Annotated in this window: 19 protein-coding genes; 15 read left to right on the forward strand and 4 right to left on the reverse strand. The window is 39.5% G+C overall.

The features are described 5' to 3' along the window. Positions 1–16: 16 nt before the first annotated feature. Both PQ477_RS04900 and PQ477_RS20855 read right to left on the reverse strand, forming a co-directional pair. A complete protein-coding gene (locus tag PQ477_RS04900) occupies positions 17–1,207 on the reverse strand; it encodes an RtcB family protein (RefSeq protein WP_274273051.1) in 1,191 nt (396 codons plus the stop codon). Between the two features lie 186 nt (positions 1,208–1,393). Then, entirely contained in the window at positions 1,394–1,510 is a 117-nt protein-coding gene (locus PQ477_RS20855; protein ID WP_328237436.1) for a putative holin-like toxin, read from the reverse strand. 142 nt (positions 1,511–1,652) lie between these two features. Here PQ477_RS20855 and PQ477_RS04905 point away from each other — a divergent pair, with 142 nt between their 5' ends. Next, entirely contained in the window at positions 1,653–2,354 is a 702-nt protein-coding gene (locus tag PQ477_RS04905) for a Type 1 glutamine amidotransferase-like domain-containing protein (protein WP_144559989.1), read from the forward strand. Between the two features lie 44 nt (positions 2,355–2,398). On the opposite strand, the gene PQ477_RS04910 is transcribed toward PQ477_RS04905, so the two are convergent. Then, positions 2,399–3,346, reverse strand: a complete 948-nt coding sequence (locus tag PQ477_RS04910; RefSeq protein ID WP_274273052.1) for a ring-cleaving dioxygenase — start codon at positions 3,344–3,346, stop codon at positions 2,399–2,401. Between the two features lie 84 nt (positions 3,347–3,430). On the opposite strand from PQ477_RS04910, the gene PQ477_RS04915 reads away from it, so the two are divergent. Together PQ477_RS04915 and PQ477_RS04920 are read left to right on the forward strand one after the other, a co-directional pair. Next, positions 3,431–4,045 carry an alpha/beta hydrolase gene (locus tag PQ477_RS04915; RefSeq protein WP_274273053.1) on the forward strand — a complete coding sequence of 205 codons (615 nt, stop codon included), beginning with the start codon at positions 3,431–3,433 and terminating at the stop codon, positions 4,043–4,045. Beyond that, complete coding sequence (locus PQ477_RS04920) at positions 4,042–4,482, forward strand: MarR family winged helix-turn-helix transcriptional regulator (protein ID WP_060704667.1); 441 nt, start codon at positions 4,042–4,044, stop codon at positions 4,480–4,482. Before PQ477_RS04915 ends, PQ477_RS04920 begins: the two co-directional genes overlap by 4 nt. Before the next feature lie 47 nt (positions 4,483–4,529). Here the strand turns inward: PQ477_RS04920 and PQ477_RS04925 are convergent, their stop codons facing one another. Continuing rightward, complete coding sequence (locus PQ477_RS04925; protein WP_060704666.1) at positions 4,530–4,754, reverse strand: hypothetical protein; 225 nt, start codon at positions 4,752–4,754, stop codon at positions 4,530–4,532. 202 nt (positions 4,755–4,956) lie between these two features. Between PQ477_RS04925 and PQ477_RS04930 the strand changes: the two genes are divergently transcribed. The 12 genes from PQ477_RS04930 to bglX all read left to right on the forward strand — a co-directional run bounded on the left by PQ477_RS04930 (position 4,957) and on the right by bglX (position 18,474). Continuing rightward, the gene (locus tag PQ477_RS04930; protein ID WP_274273054.1) at positions 4,957–5,370 is read left to right on the forward strand and encodes an NUDIX hydrolase; all 414 of its coding nucleotides are present in this window, start codon (positions 4,957–4,959) and stop codon (positions 5,368–5,370) included. 313 nt (positions 5,371–5,683) lie between these two features. Next, positions 5,684–7,033, forward strand: coding sequence for a TRAP transporter large permease subunit (locus PQ477_RS04935; protein WP_144559994.1), 1,350 nt, complete (start codon positions 5,684–5,686; stop codon positions 7,031–7,033). Between the two features lie 12 nt (positions 7,034–7,045). Continuing rightward, complete coding sequence (locus PQ477_RS04940; protein ID WP_035398561.1) at positions 7,046–7,270, forward strand: hypothetical protein; 225 nt, start codon at positions 7,046–7,048, stop codon at positions 7,268–7,270. 5 nt (positions 7,271–7,275) lie between these two features. Then, positions 7,276–7,926: an RraA family protein gene (locus PQ477_RS04945; RefSeq protein WP_158332078.1), complete on the forward strand. Its 651-nt coding sequence runs from the start codon at positions 7,276–7,278 to the stop codon at positions 7,924–7,926. A gap of 88 nt (positions 7,927–8,014) precedes the next feature. Further along, the gene (locus tag PQ477_RS04950) at positions 8,015–8,875 is read left to right on the forward strand and encodes a MurR/RpiR family transcriptional regulator (protein WP_144559998.1); all 861 of its coding nucleotides are present in this window, start codon (positions 8,015–8,017) and stop codon (positions 8,873–8,875) included. 26 nt (positions 8,876–8,901) lie between these two features. Further along, positions 8,902–9,774: a DUF1932 domain-containing protein gene (locus PQ477_RS04955; RefSeq protein ID WP_144560000.1), complete on the forward strand. Its 873-nt coding sequence runs from the start codon at positions 8,902–8,904 to the stop codon at positions 9,772–9,774. 362 nt (positions 9,775–10,136) lie between these two features. Beyond that, positions 10,137–10,787 carry a response regulator transcription factor gene (locus PQ477_RS04960; protein WP_274273055.1) on the forward strand — a complete coding sequence of 217 codons (651 nt, stop codon included), beginning with the start codon at positions 10,137–10,139 and terminating at the stop codon, positions 10,785–10,787. Between the two features lie 20 nt (positions 10,788–10,807). Continuing rightward, positions 10,808–12,223 (forward strand): sensor histidine kinase, encoded by a 1,416-nt coding sequence (locus PQ477_RS04965; protein WP_274273056.1) that lies wholly within the window; start codon positions 10,808–10,810, stop codon positions 12,221–12,223. An 80-nt stretch (positions 12,224–12,303) separates the two neighbouring features. Then, entirely contained in the window at positions 12,304–12,762 is a 459-nt protein-coding gene (locus tag PQ477_RS04970) for a hypothetical protein (protein ID WP_274273057.1), read from the forward strand. 115 nt (positions 12,763–12,877) lie between these two features. Next, complete coding sequence (locus tag PQ477_RS04975; protein ID WP_274273058.1) at positions 12,878–15,010, forward strand: MMPL family transporter; 2,133 nt, start codon at positions 12,878–12,880, stop codon at positions 15,008–15,010. Between the two features lie 167 nt (positions 15,011–15,177). Beyond that, positions 15,178–16,146, forward strand: a complete 969-nt coding sequence (locus tag PQ477_RS04980) for a LacI family DNA-binding transcriptional regulator (protein WP_035397818.1) — start codon at positions 15,178–15,180, stop codon at positions 16,144–16,146. A 54-nt stretch (positions 16,147–16,200) separates the two neighbouring features. Beyond that, positions 16,201–18,474: a beta-glucosidase BglX gene (bglX, locus tag PQ477_RS04985; RefSeq protein ID WP_349775496.1), complete on the forward strand. Its 2,274-nt coding sequence runs from the start codon at positions 16,201–16,203 to the stop codon at positions 18,472–18,474. Positions 18,475–18,490 lie beyond the last annotated feature (16 nt).

Raw genomic sequence — 18,490 nt, forward strand, 5'->3', positions numbered from 1 at the left:
GATTCCAAGTGAGCTTTTATTTTGCTTTAAAATTGTACAGGGGCTTGATAATATGTTGAACCTCAACAGAATCTTGAATCTGTTCCAAAATGTCTTTCATCGGTTTGTACACCATTGGTGCCTCGTCAATTGTTTCTTCTGATAGAGAAGTTGTCCATATCCCTGCCATGGCATCCTTAAATTCACCTAGGTTAAAGGTATCCTTCGCTTTCCTCCTACTCATTAAACGACCTGCTCCGTGTGGGCCTGAGTAATTCCACTCTTTATTGCCTTTACCAGTCGCTAATATGCTGCCATCACGCATATTCAATGGAATAATAACGCGCTCTCCTTTTTGAGCCGAGATTGCCCCTTTTCGCAAAATCTTTTGCTCCAAATCAATATAATTATGAATGGTCGTAAATGAGTTTGAGATCGTCCACCCCATTCCTTTTATAATCTCGTCTACCATAGCTTTTCGATTTAATCGTGCATACTGTTGTGCAATGCCCATATCATGCATATAGTCGATAAACCCTTCTCCCTCAAGATAAGCTAAATCCCTTTTAATCGTAGGACGCTTATATGCTGAAAGAGCTGCTTGGATTTCATTATTTCGATTCTCTTGCTTCAACTGGTCAATGAGCGCATCCCGTTCTTGCCTTTGTGTCATTAACCCATCATAAGCACGACCTTGATAATGCTCAGCTATTTGTTTTCCTAAATTTCTAGACCCAGAGTGAATAACAAGGGCGATCTTATTCCCATACTCATTTAGCTCAATAAAGTGATTGCCACCACCTAATGTACCAACACTATTTAAAGCTCGGTTCTCATTAAACGGTGCACGAATGGATGGAAAATCAATTTGTTCTCCATAGGGATGTCTATTTTGCTGGGAACGGACGTTAAACCCATGTGGGACCTTTGTGCGAATCACATCGTCAAGCTGATCAAAGTTGACCTCGTCTTTCTGTTTATCAACTATAGCTACTTCGAGCCCACAGCCAATGTCAACACCAACAAGATTAGGCACAACCTTGTCTTGAATGGTCATCGTTGTTCCAATCGTACAGCCTGCACCAGCATGAGTGTCTGGCATAATTCGTATTGTGGACCCTTCTACAAACGATTGATTACACAATTCAACAATTTGATCCATAGCTGTAGAATCAATTGAGTTTGTAAAGATTTTTGCGCTATTGTATGCTCCTTTTGCTTCTAACAATTTGCTCAACTCCTTTCTCTTATTATATGGGAGCATCAAGGGAAAGCGAGCATTATTTTACAACCTTGACTGACTCACCTACCATCCTATACGCTACATAAAAACCCCTTATTTCTCCTGGAATGCTCAATAAGGGGCCAAATCATTTTTTCCAATAGCAAAAGAAAATGACGCGGAAAGCCTCTATCATTTTCCTTTTTTCAGAAGCACAATTGAGAGAACGAGCATGAGAAGTGAGATCACAAATGAAGAAACTGTCGCACCAATCGTAATCATGAGATTTAATGCTTCATAGGAAGACAAGGCCACACCTCCTTTTTGTTCAAATCGCTATCGGACTATGATTTGTATCATGTAAAGAGGGGGGAATCACCATTAATCTCACTCCTTAAAAGAAATACGTCAGAAGAGCTATTTTTCCAACAGTCGAATGGAGGTCTATTGTATGAAGCAACTGATTGCACTTGGAGGTGGAGGGTTCTCAATGGAACCTAAAAATCCGCTACTCGATGATTATCTATTGAAACAAGCAGACGTCTCTTCACCTAAGATCTGCTTTCTCCCTACAGCAAGCGGAGATTCTGCTACTTACATTGAGCGCTTTTATGAAGCTTTTCGTCAGAAATCGTGCCAGCCGTCGCATTTATCCCTTTTTAAACCACCAACACGTGATCTACGTTCCTTTATCCTTGAGAAAGATATGATTTATGTAGGTGGAGGAAACACGATTAACTTGCTACTGCTTTGGAAGCATTGGGGACTAGATACCTTTTTAAAAGAAGCCTATGAGAATGGAACCATTCTGGCAGGGTTAAGTGCAGGCTCAATCTGCTGGTTTGAAAGTGGGATTACCGATTCGTACGGTGACAGACTAGAACCGGTAAAAGGGTTAGGCTTCCTATCTGGAAGTCATGCCCCGCACTACGACGGAGAACGCGAGCGAAGACCTATGTTCCAACAGCTCATTCGCACCAAAAAAATTCCAGGAGGGATTGCCGCAGATGACGGAGTTGGTTTGCATTATCGTGATGGGACGTTACACACAATCGTACGCTCTCGACCAAATGTATATGCATACGCTGTGCATTTAATTGATGGCAGGTTATCCGAACAGCAATTAGAAGCGATTGATCTCAACGAACTATAATGAAAAAAGCCGGTCAACACTTCTCGTGCTGACCGACCCTTCTATTACGTTCGTAAAGGCTTTAATTTCGCTTCAATGTCTTTACGCTTTGGCTCAAGAAATGGCGGCAGCGAAAGTGCCTTTCCAAAGTTTTCTACCGATTCATCAATGTCAAAACCTGGCCCATCTGTTGCTAATTCATAAAGAATACCGTTCGGCTCTCTGAAGTACAGTGATTTAAAATAATAACGATCAACAAAACCAGATGTCGTAAACCCTTCCTTCTCAATATGTTGCACCCATTGGTGAAGCTCTTCCTCTGTTTTTACACGAAAGGCAATGTGATGAACACTTCCTCTTCCCTCACGTGCTTTTGGTAAATCTTTATTTTCTTCAACATGAATTTCACCAGCTAGTCCACTTTCCCCAATTTGAAAAACGTGAACCGCGTACTCGCCATTCTTATAATGACCACTTTTGGTGTAACCAAGTACGTCCGTTAGCACTTGAGCTGTCGGTTCTGCATAGCGAACTTGTAACGTTGCAGGTCCAAGGCCAATAATAGCATGCTCACCAGGCACGTCTTCTGTTCCATTTTCAAGAACGGGTTCCGCACCCTCATCAACAATAAGACTCATACGATGACCATCTGGATCTTGAAAAGGCAAAACAAGCACGCCATTTCTTTCACGTATGTCTTCATGCTCTACATGATACGTTTTAAAACGCTCAAGCCAAAACTGGAGCGCTTCGCTTGAGGAAACAAGTAGTCCAATTTCGTAAATACGATTGGTTCCTTCCCTTTTCTGTGCCAATAACGGAATCTCAAAAAAGGTCACTTCTGTGCCTGGAGATCCTTTTGCATCTGCATAAAACAAATGATAATTCGACGTGTTGTCTTGATTAACCGTTTTTTTTACTAGTTTCATTCCAAGAATGTTTCTGTAAAACGCTAAGTTCCGTTCCGCATTTGCTGTTAATGACGATACGTGATGATGACCATGAAGCTTCATGCCTATCACTCCCTTTGTTATCTTGATTTATTTATAGTTTACAGGTAAACTATTGAAGAGTCAATTTAGTTAGGGGGGATTACAATGCATTACTTTTACCATCGCAGTCAAACATCAACGGATACGTTCATTTTACTTCACGGTAGTGCAGGAAGAGAGTCAGATTTGCTTGACATTGCTGGTGACTTGGATGTCTCCTTTTCCGTTATTGGTCTACGTGGAGAAGTCCGTGATGAAAAAGGGTTTCGTTATTTCTCTCGTCCGATTAAAGGAGCGTTTGATTACGAAGACATCAGCTACCGCACAGAACAGATTCACCAAACGATTGACACGCTTTTAGCTGAAAAAGAGCTCCCTCATGGTAAGCGCCATCTCATCGGCTACTCTAACGGAGCGAATATTGCCACTAGCTTATTATTGACGCACCCTAATGACTATACGAGCGCCGTGTTGTTCCATCCAAGCAACCTGTTCCATAATCCTAAAGAGGTTCATTTGTCACATACAAAGATTTTTATTTCAGCAGGAGCTACTGATACGCTCGTTGCACCTGGAGAAGCCTTCGCGTTACAAACACAGCTGAACCAATTCGGCGCAGAAACAAAACTCTCATTAACCGACTATGGACATGCGTTAATAAATGCAGATATAGAAGAAGCTACAAAATGGTGGAAATCTATTTATGGTGGTGCTATATGAAACAAAACAACAAATCAAGAGAAGACGTCCTTGCGCTTCTCGTCTGGTTCAGATTATCGCGAACGTATCATCATAGCTTAAAGCAATCAAACACGTTTCTTAAGGAGTGGGGGTTAACCGTTGCACAATTTGATGTGCTCGTTCATATCGGAACGAATAAGCGTCTCTCTCAACTAGACCTAGCCAATTCTCTCCTCGTAACAAAAGGGAACATTACAAAGCTCTTAGCGAAAATGGAAGAAAACGGCTGGATTAAACGAGAAAAAGAAAAACGCTCAAAATACTTGTCTTTAACAGAGAATGGCAAGCAATTGTACGACGACATTGTGCCTCAGCAAGAGCATCAACAAGCCGCTTATTTCAATCACTTAACAAATGACGAATTAAAGCAATTACACACATTACTAAAGAAAGTTCAAGAGCCACACACAACATAAAAAAGAGCACAACAATTGTCGTGCTTCTTTTTTATGTACTCTTCATTTCAGCTAGTCACTTCTTTTTTTCCGTACCTCACTTGAAACAACCCATAAGCGACAGTCGCCGCCAAAACACCTGTTACCAACTGAATAAATGGATAGTACGTTGTTCCCAATGCTGGAATCATCCATCCCCTCATATAAGCCGTCGTCAATAAATAGCCTGATAAAATGTGAAGTAGATACATAAGTACACTAAATGTGCTGATAAATAGGAAGTATGGTTTCATATCTGTCCCCCCTTTCCTTTCTACGCATGACTCTCTTTGATGTTTCACTTTCTCACGTTAACGAATCCCCCTATTGCTACTCTACCAAACAACACCGATAAGTTTGACTGATCTAGAGGATTTTCAATAAAAAAAACGAAACCATGTAAGGAAGAAACGATGGGCACTCTGCCCACTCGATATTAGCATAAAGGAGCCAATTATGGATTATAAAACGCCGAAACATATTCTTTCTTCTGCCACAATTGTCTTGAACAAACAGCAAGAACTATTACTCATTAAAGGGCCGAAGCGGGGGTGGGAGTTTCCTGGTGGACAGGTAGAAGAAGGTGAATCGTTGGTAGACGCTGCGGTTCGAGAAACCAAAGAAGAAACCGGATTGGACATCGAAATCACTCAATTTTGCGGCATTTTTCAAAATACGACTGCTTCGATCTGCAACACTCTATACTTAGCTAACGTTATAGGTGGCGAAATGACTACAACCCCAGAAGCCCTTGAAGTTGGTTTTTTTCCGATTGAAGATGCCTTAAACATGGTTACGTATCGCAATTTCAAGGAACGAATTGAATACTGTCTTGATCCATCAAAACCACCTTTTCTTATTGTCTTTTAGCGATTCATACTTGCATAACTACCCCTTTTTCTTCCTAGCAAATTCGCGGTAGCCCCGCCCGCCCAAAACTCGTTACGTATATAAACGAGTTTTTTTGGCATCTAGCCCCATTCTCTATAACCTGATTACTATACTCTTGGTGTACGATTCCATCTCATAAATACCCCATTTTGTTCTGTAAAATAAAAAAAGTTATATGTATGCGTTTACACAAAAACAAATCAGTGTTAGAATGATCAAAATGTAATATTTATTACCTTTTTATTTTATGGGTAATGAATATTACCTTAACTTCTTCGAGGAGGATAACGAAATGGGAATGGCAGTGTGGGCACTTATATCATTCATCGTTATTATTTTGATTTGGGCAATTTTCACAAGACGAAATATTGGCGAAGCAATGATATTAGGCTTTATAACAACATTATTATTTGCAGGTGATCGAGCATTTGAATTATTTCTTCCCAGTTTAATGAGAGGGCTTACACATGAAGTCGTTTTTGCATCCTTAGCGTTTATTTTTATGGCTCAACTCATTAATCATACTGGGCTTATCGGACGCATTATTCAGATCCTTAATTCATTAATTGGACGGCTGCCTGGAGGAGCTGCTTATGTGAACACCTTTGGCTCTGGCTTATTCGCACTTGTAGCAGGTTCAGGTTCAGGAATTGCTGCAACGACAGGCTCTATCACCATACCTTGGATGGAACGTTCTGGTTGGAGAAAAGAGCATGCTGCATCAATCGTCGCTGGAAACTCTGGGTTTGGTAGTATTATCCCGCCTAACTCCACGATGTTCATTATGTTAGGGTTTGCACCGGTTGCTGCTAGTGTTGGGCAAAGCAGCTTATTTATTGCCCTGTACGTTGCCGGTCTTTATGCATTGGTTCATCGAGTACTCGTCGTCTTTATTATGACGAAACGCTATAACATTCAACCTGTTCATCCGGATTTAATTCAACCAATCGGAACTTCCTTTCGAGCTGGCTGGACATCATTACTCATATTTTTAGGCATTGTCGTTCCACTTCTTATTAATTTTGGACCTCTAGCCAATTGGTTTGTTTCACTAGAGGGTGTTGGGCAATCAGCAATGGACGCGATTTCCTTCATTGTTTGGGTTCCTGTATTTATGATTCTTTTTACTATCATCGTTGGACGCAATCATTTACCAAAAGGGAAAGAAGAATGGAGTCGATTTTTTGAGAAAACAGCTCCTTCATATTTTGTGATTGGACCTGTTTTAATTTTCACATTCGCTACTAGTGCTGTCTTAAATGAAATTGGATTAACCGAGCAATTACAAGCACTCATGACATCTTTTGCCGTTCCTAAATGGCTTATGATTGCCATTGTCGGGATCGTTATTACATTAGTGGCAACACCATTAGCAACATCGGCAACAATAGCAACAATTGGTCTTGCTTCATTTGGCGCTCTTACAGCTGTTGGCGTTGACCCGCTACTTGCGGTCGTTACCATTATGATGTTTGGAGCAACTGAAGGAAGTACACCAACCTCAGGACCTATCTATGTAGCAACTGGAATGGCCAAAATCGGTGCAGAGAAAACATACATCCCGTTACTAATTTATTACACGATTCCATTATTGATTATTAGTTGGTTGATTGGAATGGGCATACTCCCAATTCCTTTATAGGAGGCGTTTAAGATGAGAAAAGTATTGATGATCATTTTCATATGTTCAGTTACCTTATTTATTCTTTTAGGATCCGTACTCGTTCTTGGACAATTACTCGGTTTACTCGTTGCAAATGGAAATTGGGTTATAAACCTTGATGAGAACTTGGCTAGCACCGTCTATTTTGTAACATCGATTGCCGCTTTTTCTGGTTATTTACTTTCTTATACAAAAAAGAAGAAAACGGAAGGATGACTACCATGAGTACCACGAACATCGTTTTACATCAAGCACCTGAATTGTTACCTAAAGAATGGGTGGAACGAGCAAAAAAAGTAAGCACCACTCTATTAAGTGATGTAATGGATAGACCGATTGAAATGGAGCATCCGATTAAACCATGTCATATTGATAGCGTATTAGTAGGAACCGCTGTAACGATTGATGTAGAAAGCGGAGATAATTTAGCTGTTCATCACGCAATCTATCACTCTCAACCTGGTCATGTACTCGTTGTAAATGCTAACGGCTATGAAAAGCGTGCCGTTATTGGTGAACTAATGGCAGCAGCAGCTGAAGCGTTGCACTTAAATGGCTTTGTCATTGATGGCTTTATCCGTGATTTGTCTACTTTATCAAAATCTACGTTTCCGGTGTTTAGTCGTGGGGCAGTACCTGGTGGACCCAAAAAAAATGGTCCTGGTCGTGTGAATGATCCGATTCAATGTGGAGGGTTAGCGATCCAACCTGGAGATTTTATTATGGGTGACGCAGATGGTGTGATTGTATTGCCACGTGAAGAAGTTGAAGGAGCACTTCAGCGCGCTGAAGAAAAGGCTCATTATGAAGCAGAACGATTAAAGAAAATCGCAGAAGGTCAAATTAAGCCTGCTTGGTTAAAAACTGTTTAAACCGTCTCTTCTAAAGGGAACATAGACACTCTATTTAATGTTCGATATGATTTTAAATGAAGACTATTTCCCTTAGGAGTGTACTGTTATGAAAAATCCTTTAGATCGATTAAAAGAAAACATCTCGTCTTTACCGCGATCACAGAAGTTAGTTGTCGATTTTATTATAAGTCATTACAACGATGTCGGCTTTATGACTGTTGAAGAACTATCAAAGAAAGTCGGAACAAGTACCACTACTGTCATGCGACTAATGTCTAGTGTAGGATTTTCTGGATACTCCGAGTTCCAAAAGAATTTACAGCTTCTTTTAAAAGAAGAGAGTACGCCGCAAACAAGATTAGAAAAAAACCTAACCACACTCTCGCAAAATGAAAGTTGGTTAAATCACTATAATTTGCAGCTAGCACAAATACAACAAGCCAATCAGATTAATATGGAGACAAACTTTTCACAAGTTGAGTCACTTATAGAAAAAGCAACCAATGTCTTCTGCACGAGTGTTCGAAGCGGATTACCAGTAGCACAATACTTAACGCACAATTTAAATCGAATGTTCGGGAACACCAAGCTTACTCTTGCAGATTCAAGCGATTGGGCCGACGACGTCATTTCTTTTTCTAAGGAGGATGTCCTTATCGTTGTTAGTTTTGCGCGATATGGGGCTAGGTTGATGCATTACGCTGATCAAGCTAAAAAAAATGGAGCATCAGTCGTCGTCATTACAGATAAGTTTTCATCACCATTGCTTGCTTATGCAGATGCACACTTAATCTGTCCAGCGGAAAGCATATCTTCTCACAATTCAGTCGTCTCCTCTTTCTTTCTTGTTGACTATTTAATTAGTGCATTAGCCTTATCAAACTCCGAACGTGTAAAGCAGCGCTTAAGTGAAGTAAACAGTGTGCTTACATCTATGAATTACCACACTGAAAAAAAGAACAACTAATTTTTATTTAACGAAGGATGATTTTAATGAACGTACATTTTTTAGGCTTTGGTGAAGCAGCTTACGAATTAGCAAAAGGACTAAAAAAAGAAGGAGTAACGTCCATTCGTGCGTACGACGTTATGATTGATCATGAAACGTTTGGCAAGACCATTAAAGAGCGTGCAGAACAAACAGAAGTTACTTTAGTAGAATCTATAAAAGAACTGATTAAAGAGGTAGACGTACTATTCGTAGCAGTACCTGCGAGTAAAGCGGTGGAAGTAAACGAAGCTGTGTGCGCTGCAATTCAAGATGAATCCTTTCTTTACGTTGATGTTTCCGCTTCAAGCCCTTCTATTAAGCAACAAGTACAACAAAATCTTGAGCAGAAGCACATTCAATTTGTCGATGCCGCTATGTTAGGTCCATTACCCGTTTATCAACATAAAGTACCGATAGCTGCAAGTGGAACAGGGACGAAAGAATTCATTGCCAAAATGTCCCCTCTTCACATGTCTATTAAAGCAGTTGGAAACAAGGCTGGTGATGCTTCCGCTATTAAACTCGTTCGTAGTATTTTCATGAAAGGTATTGTCGGCTTATACCTTGAAACATTGGAAGCTGCTGAAGCGTATCATATATCTGATGATGTGATAAGTTCCTTAGAGGAAACAATGGATCGCCAACCGTTTGTTGAAACATTAAATCGTCTCGTAACAGGAAGTGCTGTTCATGCAGAGAGAAGAGCATTTGAATTAAACAGTTCGATTAACATGTTACAAGAAGCCGGGATAAACTCAGATTTAAGCCATGCCGCAAAAGAAAGACTTGTAGAGTTAGCTGGCATCGTCAAGAATCACCCTGAGAAAGAATCATTCGCTAACTGGAAAGAAGTCTTACAGCTTTACTCAATATAAACAAACAAGCTTGTTGATGCATTTTCTAGCATGAACAAGCTTGTTCGTCTTAAGGCACATGTTAAGCACTGCCCGACCTCTTCACCTCCTCCCACATTACCTTCGAATAAAAGCAGCCGTTCACTATCTTATTTCTTTACATAATCAGAGATACTTGAGTAGATGGAATTCGTACAATGAATAAAATTTTTAAATTGACAGTTCCTTTATAGAAGGTATTCTTTCTACCCTTTCTGTCAATGATTAAAACTAAAATAAGCGCATAAAGAATGTCGTCACGCTAGCTATTTCGAAAGAAAAAAGTTTATCTGAAATTTATCTTTTGCCTCTATAATCATTAAAAGAAATGAGGTGGAAACAAGATGGCCATTTTAATCGTCGATGACGATAGCAATATTCAACGATTGGTTTCTATACATTTAAAAGCTCACCGCTACCATGTCTGTTGTGCAAACAACGCAGAGGAAGCACTTTCTGTCATTAATAATCCTAATATGCTTATTCAATTAGCTATTGTTGATGTGATGATGCCAGGAATGGATGGCTACACTTTAACAAAGACCTTAACAGAGCAATACGACATTCCCGTTATTTTGTTAACCGCTAAAGGGAATTTAGAAGATAAAGAAAAAGGGTTCTTATCAGGATCAGATGACTACATTGTTAAGCCCTTTGAAGTCAAGGAACTCATTTTTCGAGTGGCCGTTGTCTTAAAAAGAAATAAATCATTCATTCGAAAAGCAACCGCAGGTAATGTTCACATAAACCGTGATACGTACGAGTTAACGATTAATGACCATGTTCATATGATTCCACTAAAGGAATTTGAGCTTTTATCTTTATTAATTGAGAGAAGTCAGAAGCCTGTAGGTAGAGACTTTTTAATTGAGGAAGTATGGGATTACGATCAGGGCACTGAACAATCGTTAAACACACATATTAATCGAATTAGAGAACGCTTAAAACAAGCTGGTGCTACTGTAAGTATTAAAACACTTAGAGGCATAGGCTAAAAATTGGAAGTGAACGATCCTTGAATTCTTTGTATAAAAAATTTGTTTTAGCAGTTGCCCTTATTCTTAGTATAAGTCTACTTATCGCCTTTACCTTTTCAAATGTAATTTATTACACCCACACTAAAACCTCCATTAATGATGAAATGGTGAGCACAGCTACCACTATTGCGAATGATTTGGAAGAACTTCATCACAATGCTGAGACGTTACATGCATATTTAACGTCTATAAGTAATCTTGGTTATCAATTAATGCTCGTTTCTTCAGAATCCACCAAAACATTTGGAGAACCTTTTAAAAACGATGAGTTACCATTAGCAATTTCTGAGCCCATTCTCACTAATCAGGTCGTTTACAATGGCATTCGAGATTATCAAAGCCCTTTACTCATTATGGGTCACTTTTCTAACAATGCCTTAAATACTGTAGGTGTTCCAGTTCGTGTGGATGGAACCACTTATGCTTTATTTGCAAGGCAAGAGAATCAGTTGATCTTCTCAAACATTCATGCAATTTTAGTCGGTTTTGTTGCGACAGTCACTATTATTAGCTTGGCAAGTGTACTCTTAATGACTCGTTATTTGGTACAACCACTCGTTTCACTTAAAAATGCCGCTCATGCAATTTCAAACGAAAATTATTCTTATACTTTGCGAATAAATAGAAAAGATGAAATTGACGAGTTAGCGAAAAGCTTTAATCATATGCAGAATCAGCTACTACATAATGATGAAGCAAGAAAGGCTTTCGTCACCAACATCTCACATGATTTCCAATCCCCCCTTCTCAATATTGAAGGGTACAGTAGTTTATTAGCGAATCAAGAAACACTAACGGAAGAACAACGAGAATTCCTTGGGATTGTTAGAGAAGAATCAAGAAGACTTTCCTCTTTGACAAAACAATTATTGCTTCTTACCTCTTTAGATCAGCGTGATTTCCCTAGCCGATTCGAAACTGTAAGAGTCGATGAGCAGTTAAGATCGATTATTCGCTACAATCAGTGGAAGCTAGAGGATAAACATATTGAAGTAAGTTATTCATTTATACCTGCATCCATCAAAATGGATGAAGAGTTAATGGAAAATGTATGGACGAATTTATTAAATAATGCCATAAAATATAATCGAGACTTTGGAACCATCTTTTTACGTACACACGTACACCAAGATGAACTTGAGGTAACGATACGAGATAGTGGTATAGGCATTAAAGAGGAAGCGATTCCGTTGCTTTACAACCGATTCTATCGTGAAGAACGGGCGCAGAACGTCGGAGGAACTGGATTAGGCCTTTCAATAGTAAAAGAAATTGTTGATCTTCATAAAGGAAGAATGACTGTTAAGAGTGAAGAGAATAAAGGAACAGAAATCAAAGTATTTCTGCCACTCGACGTTACGACAGTTGTTACAGATGAAAAGAGCACTCGTTAATCTTTAGTTTAGGTTTCCCTTTTACAATAGACATTGTTCATTTTCTTAATGAATAAAATTTATTATGGGAGAGTGTTAAGATGTATCAGATTGCATATATTATCCATATTATAGGCGTTGTTTTTTGGGTTGGATCCTTCATTTCACTTGGATTTGTGCTGAAATCCTTAACAAATGTAAACATAGAACATGCGCTGACTAAAACTCTTATTAAAAAACTGCAACAGTGGGTAACGTACGGGGTCATACCTGCTTCTATTTTTGTATTGCTATCTGGTTTATATATGATCATGCCATTTTCGCGTGAAGGAATTCCCTTTTATTTAAGTTTCATGGAACAAGCGGGCTCTGTAACCATTCTTCTCACGATTCTATTTGTGACTATTACAAGCAAGCGTTTAACTAAGAAAATAAAAGAGTTACCTTTAAAAAAGGATAAACCTTTACAAACCCTGACAAAAACGTATGCGAATTACTTATTTGTATCAGCTTTTTTAAGTACGGTAGTAATCATTGTCGTTGGACTTAGAATCGTTTGAGCGTTTCAAAGAGCCTCTTATGGCTCTCTTTTTTGTTCACGAATATGTCTTCATTAATTTAGCTACAGTTTAGATAAACTCTCTAAACTAACCACTACATAGAGGAGGCGTTTTTTTGAAAAAATTACTATATCCCATTACCGACTGGGTTTCTACTAAAAAGGGAATGTGGATAACCATTATAGCTTGGTTACTTTTAATGATTATACTAACATTTGGTCCACCGGTAAGCGATTCCACAGTCACCAATTTCCAATCACTTCCTAATGAAGCTGAATCCATTATAGCGGATTCTAAAATCGAAGAATTATTTCCTAACCAACAAGGGACGCCTGGAATACTTGTATTTCATAACAACTCTTCTGAATTAGACACGAGTCAAATTGGTGAATTTATCCAACAATTGGATGATAAAAATATGGATGGTGTAAAAACGGTTTTACCGTTTCATCTATTACCTGAAGAGGCCTTAACTGAATTCACCTCTGTGGATGGTTCCACCATCATTGTCCCTTATGAGCTAGAGACTTCATTAGGCGCAAGAGAATATAACGACATCAATACGCAAATAGAAGAGTATGGAACCACACTATTAGCAGGTGAAACGGAATTATTTATAACTGGTCCTGTTGGAATAGCCGGGGATACATTAGAATTATTTGAGCAAGCCGATTTTGTTCTATTGCTTGCTACAGTTGTTATCATTTTATTATTGCTCATCATTATTTATCGTTCACCTTTACTAGCAATCATTCCATTGTTTGCTACCATCATTGTTTATCAGATAGTAAATCAACTATTAGGTCTCTTAGGTGCTAACGGATTAGAAATTAATAACTCTACGACTTCTATCATGAGTATATTGTTATTTGCTGCAGTAATCGACTATTCACTCTTTGTTTTTTCACGATACAGAGAGGAGCTATTTGTTAGAGAAAGTAAATATAGTGCAATGAAATCTGCTATGCGAGCAACAGGAGAACCTGTTTTTATTGCAGCTTTAACGGTTCTAGCAGCAGTATCCATTTTGTTCTTTGCGGATTTTAGAGATTATCAAAACTTCGCACCCGTTTTTGGAGTAGCATTAGCAGTCATTAGCATTGCTTCTATCACTCTAGTGCCTGCTTTATTCACATTATTTGGTCGGAAAGCATTTTGGCCAAAAATCCCTAAATATCTTCAAGGTCAGTCTGAGAAACCACAAAATGGTTTTTGGAATCGCTTTGCAAAACTAGTTGTTCGAAGACCGGGATTATTCGGTGGATTAGTAGGGATCATCCTTATTGTTACAGCAAGTAATGTTACAATCATTGATTTTGAATTTAATAGTGTAAAAAACTTCCCTGAGGACCTAGGGTCTAGAGTTGGTTATGACATTGTTGAAGAAAATTTTGATAAAGGCCAATTAGCTCCTACAACCATTTTATTAGAGTCAGAAAATGCACTAGATCCAACTCAGTTAGCCAATCTAGTTGATCAATACACAGCTTACGACGAAATATCAGAAATCAATCAAACCAATACGAATGAGGAAAACTCTGCTATGACGTTAAGCATGTCGTTAGCGCTGAATCCTTACTCAACGGAAGCAATGGATTTTATTGAAACATTTAGAGAAGATTTTTCAAATTCTCTTTCTGATGAGGCAATTGAAGCGAATGTCTACGTTACGGGGACAACGGCGAAACTAGTAGATGAACGAAGCGTAAATAATCAAGATATTGTGCTTATTGTTGTGTTAGAAACCATTTTGATTTTGGCTTTACTTGTAGTATTAACACGATCACTTAAAATGGCTTCTTATATGATAGCCACCATATTGCTTTCCTATCTCTCAGCTATGGGATTAGGAATCTTTTTAGTCGATACATTATTTGGGTTTGATGCCGTTAGTACAAGAGTGCCTGTATACGCCTTTATCTTTTCAGTAGCGCTCGGTATTGACTACAATATAATGTTGGCCTCTAGATTTATTGAAGAAAGAAAACAACATCATGTGAAGAAAGCGTTAGAGATCGCCATCGCGAATACAGGGGCAGTAATTTCCTCTGCGGGTCTTATACTAGCTGCTACATTTGCAGCTCTAACGACAATGCCTGTAGCAGACCTTTTTGTTTTTGGTTTCATCGTATCTATAGGTATCCTTATTGACACGTTTCTAGTAAGAGGCATGTTGTTACCAGCATTTATTCTGTTTTTCGAAAAAGATAAACAGAAAAACCATGAAAAAGTAAAAGAGGGGCTATAACCCCCCTCTTCTTTTGATATTAAATCATTCCTGTATCGATTTGGAATAGTCTTTAACATCATAATTTCTTCAAGTTAGCTACTTTCTTTAACCTTCCACCCTCCATTGACAACCACCCAAACTCCTGTAACATAGAAAGCAATACAATTCAGGTGGAGGAACAGCTCATGGTAAGTATCCGAGACATTGCAAAAAAGGCGGGCGTCTCTATGACTTCCGTCTCTTATGCGTTAAACAACAACCCGAAAATTTCTAAAAAAACCACGGAGCATATTAAACAGGTGGCAGCAGAGCTAAATTACCGCCCTAACGCTGCAGCCCGCACCCTTAAAGCGAGAAAAACGAAAAAAGTAGGCGTATTCATAAAAGAAAGCAAAGGGATCTTCTTTGGAGATATTCTTGCTGGCATTATTGAAACCAGTGCCGAGGCCGGCTATGATACCGTTGTTTGTACAGGTGAAAACGCCACAGATTCTTTAGCTGATGGCTCGGTTGATGGTGGCATTATCATGGATGATTTAATCACCTCTGATGAAATGATGCAATTAGCCGATGCAGGAAAAAAGATGGTCGTACTGGATCGTTTGTTTTATCACAAGCATGTTCGTCAAGTGCTGCTTGATAATCAAAGAGGTGCAACACAAATGATCAAGCATCTTCTCACCTTTCCCGCTGCAAAAACCTATATCGTGACCGGAAATCAAGAGAACTTCGACAGTCAAGAACGGCTTGAAGCCATTCACAAGGTCATTCGAAATACGCCACCCCCTCACCCTGTTCACATCATAACAGGAGAATTTGAGCTTGACGGTGGATTAGAGGCAGCGGAAACGATTATGCAAGAATGGACAGGAGAGCCTGTCAATGTATTTGCCCTTTCAGACAGTACTGCAGTAGGTATGCAACGTTCTTTTCAGGAAAATGGGTTTGTAATAGGAGACCAAATCAAGCTAGCGGGATTTGACAATAATCTATTGAGTCAATATGTCTCACCACCTTTAACAACAGTTGATTACTCAACTAGATCGTGGGGAAATGAAGCCGCAACAGTCTTAATGGCTTTAATAGCTAATAAGGAAGCACACCACGCTCTCGTCCCCACAACATTAATGATAAGAGCCTCTACAAACAGCTAATCAGAGGCTCTTAAAATTTTCTCTTGCATTCTATTTTACTTAAGTCGTATACTGATGTCATCCACAGTTAGTGAAACGTTACAAATTAAATACGTAAAGTATTTATATATTTTTTTACCATTAGGTGAAACGTTTCACCCAATTATTCACTTACGAGGTGTACAGATGACAGAAGAACAATTACAAGCACTTTTACATGAGATGACAACAGCTGAAAAAGTTGGACAGCTCACTCAGTTTGCTGGTGCTTTTTACTCTGAACAAGAGGACAGCACACCTGTGACTGGGCGAATTGAATTCCCAGTTGAAGAAGACATGATCAAAGAAAGTGGGTCTGTTCTCGGTGTAGCCGGAGCAATGAAATTAATGGGTATTCAACGTGAACATTTAAAGAAAAGCCGCTTAGGTATTCCATTGTTATTTATGGCCGATGTTATTAATGGGTTTGAAACCATTTTCCCCATTCCTCTTGGACTTGGTGCAACGTGGGACCCAGCCTTAATCGAAGAATTGCAAACGATTTCAGCTAAAGAAGCAGCTAGTGCAGGTCTCCATATTAGCTTTGCTCCGATGGCTGATTTAGTACGTGATCCACGATGGGGTCGGGTCATGGAATCAACTGGTGAAGATCCACTTTTAAACAGTTTGTTCGCAGCAGCTACTGTTCGCGGACTTCAAGGGAAAGATTCTCTAATTGCCAATGATCGTGTTGGTGCTTGCGTGAAACATTTTGCGGCCTATGGCTTGGCAGAAGGTGGACGTGATTATAATACCGTTGACTTATCAGAAAGAGAGCTTCGAGACAAGCATCTCCCAGCTTATAAAGCTGCCTTAGAAGCTGGCGTCAAGTTAGTGATGACGGCATTTAACACTGTTGATTCAATCCCAGCTACCGCTAACTCAACGTTACTAAGGGATTTATTAAGAGGGGAATTACAGTTTGACGGCGTCGTTATTTCAGATTTTGGTGCCGTTCAAGAACTGATCCCACATGGTGTCGCAGAAAACGAAGCCGAAGCAGCTAAAAAAGCGCTAGAAGCTGGTGTTGATATTGATATGATGAGTTTATCTTATGCCCATTCATTAGCATCGTTAATAGATGAACACATGATTGATTCAACATTCATCGATGAAGCGGTTTTACGTGTTTTGCAATTAAAAAATGAGCTAGGTTTATTTGAAGACCCTTATCGTGGGGTTAGTCTTGAAAAGGAACAAACGGTTGTTGGACACCCTTCACACCTTGCCTTAGCTCAAACAGTTGCAGAAAAAAGTATGGTTTTACTTAAGAACGAAAACGTACTTCCATTAGATAAACAGACATCCGTCGCCTTAATTGGCCCTTATGCAGACAATCAAGACCTGCTTGGAGAATGGTCGATTTTCGGTAAGACAGATCAGACGACTACACTGAGACAAGCCGTTCAGAAACAATATACACATGCGATTTATGCAAAAGGCTCGCAACTTTATGAACGCGATGAAGAACTTCTAAAGGAAGCAATCGCGGCAATGGAGCAAACAGACTGCCTCCTTCTTGCTTTAGGTGAAGGGAAAGACCGTAGCGGAGAAGGGAGAAGTCGATCCTCCATCACCTTGGCACCATGTCAAATTGAATTAGCACGGTTAGCAAAAGAGACAGGCAAACCTGTCATCGTCGCCTTGTTTAATGCTCGTCCACTCGACTTGACTGAGTTAGAACCGTACGCTGACGCCATTTTAGAGTGCTGGCATCCTGGCTCAGAAGGTGCAAAAGCTGTTGTTGCGATTCTTTCTGGAAAAGTCAATCCAAGCGGGAAATTAACTATGTCTTTCCCGAGAGCCACTGGACAGATTCCCGTTTATTACAATGCTTATCAGACTGGTCGTCCACTACCTCCTGGAAGCAATGAGCGCTTTTTCTCACGCTACATCGACATTCCAAACGAACCTTTATATCCATTTGGTTTTGGCTTAAGTTATACGTCGTTCGGTTATAGCAATCGATCGCTATCGTCAGCTAAATGGGATGGATCAGGCATACTAACTGTCTCTGTGGATATTACAAACATCGGTGAAGTTAAAGGGGACGAAATTGTTCAGCTCTACATTCAAGACGTAGTCGGAGAAGTCGTTCGACCCGTGAAAGAACTAAAAAGCTTTCAAAAAGTTTCACTTTCCCCGGGAGAAACAAAAACCGTAACATTCGAAATCTCTCACGATATGTTGCAGTACTACCATAGTGATTTAACGTTTGCAAGTGATCCTGGCCAATTCCGTGTTTATGTAAATGGAAGCAGTGTTTGTGAAGAGGAAAATACGTTAACCTTCTCACTTGTTAAGTCTTAAAAAAAGGAGAACCACT

Source organism: Shouchella hunanensis (genome assembly GCF_028735875.1).
In the GTDB taxonomy this organism is placed as follows: domain Bacteria; phylum Bacillota; class Bacilli; order Bacillales; family Bacillaceae_D; genus Shouchella; species Shouchella hunanensis.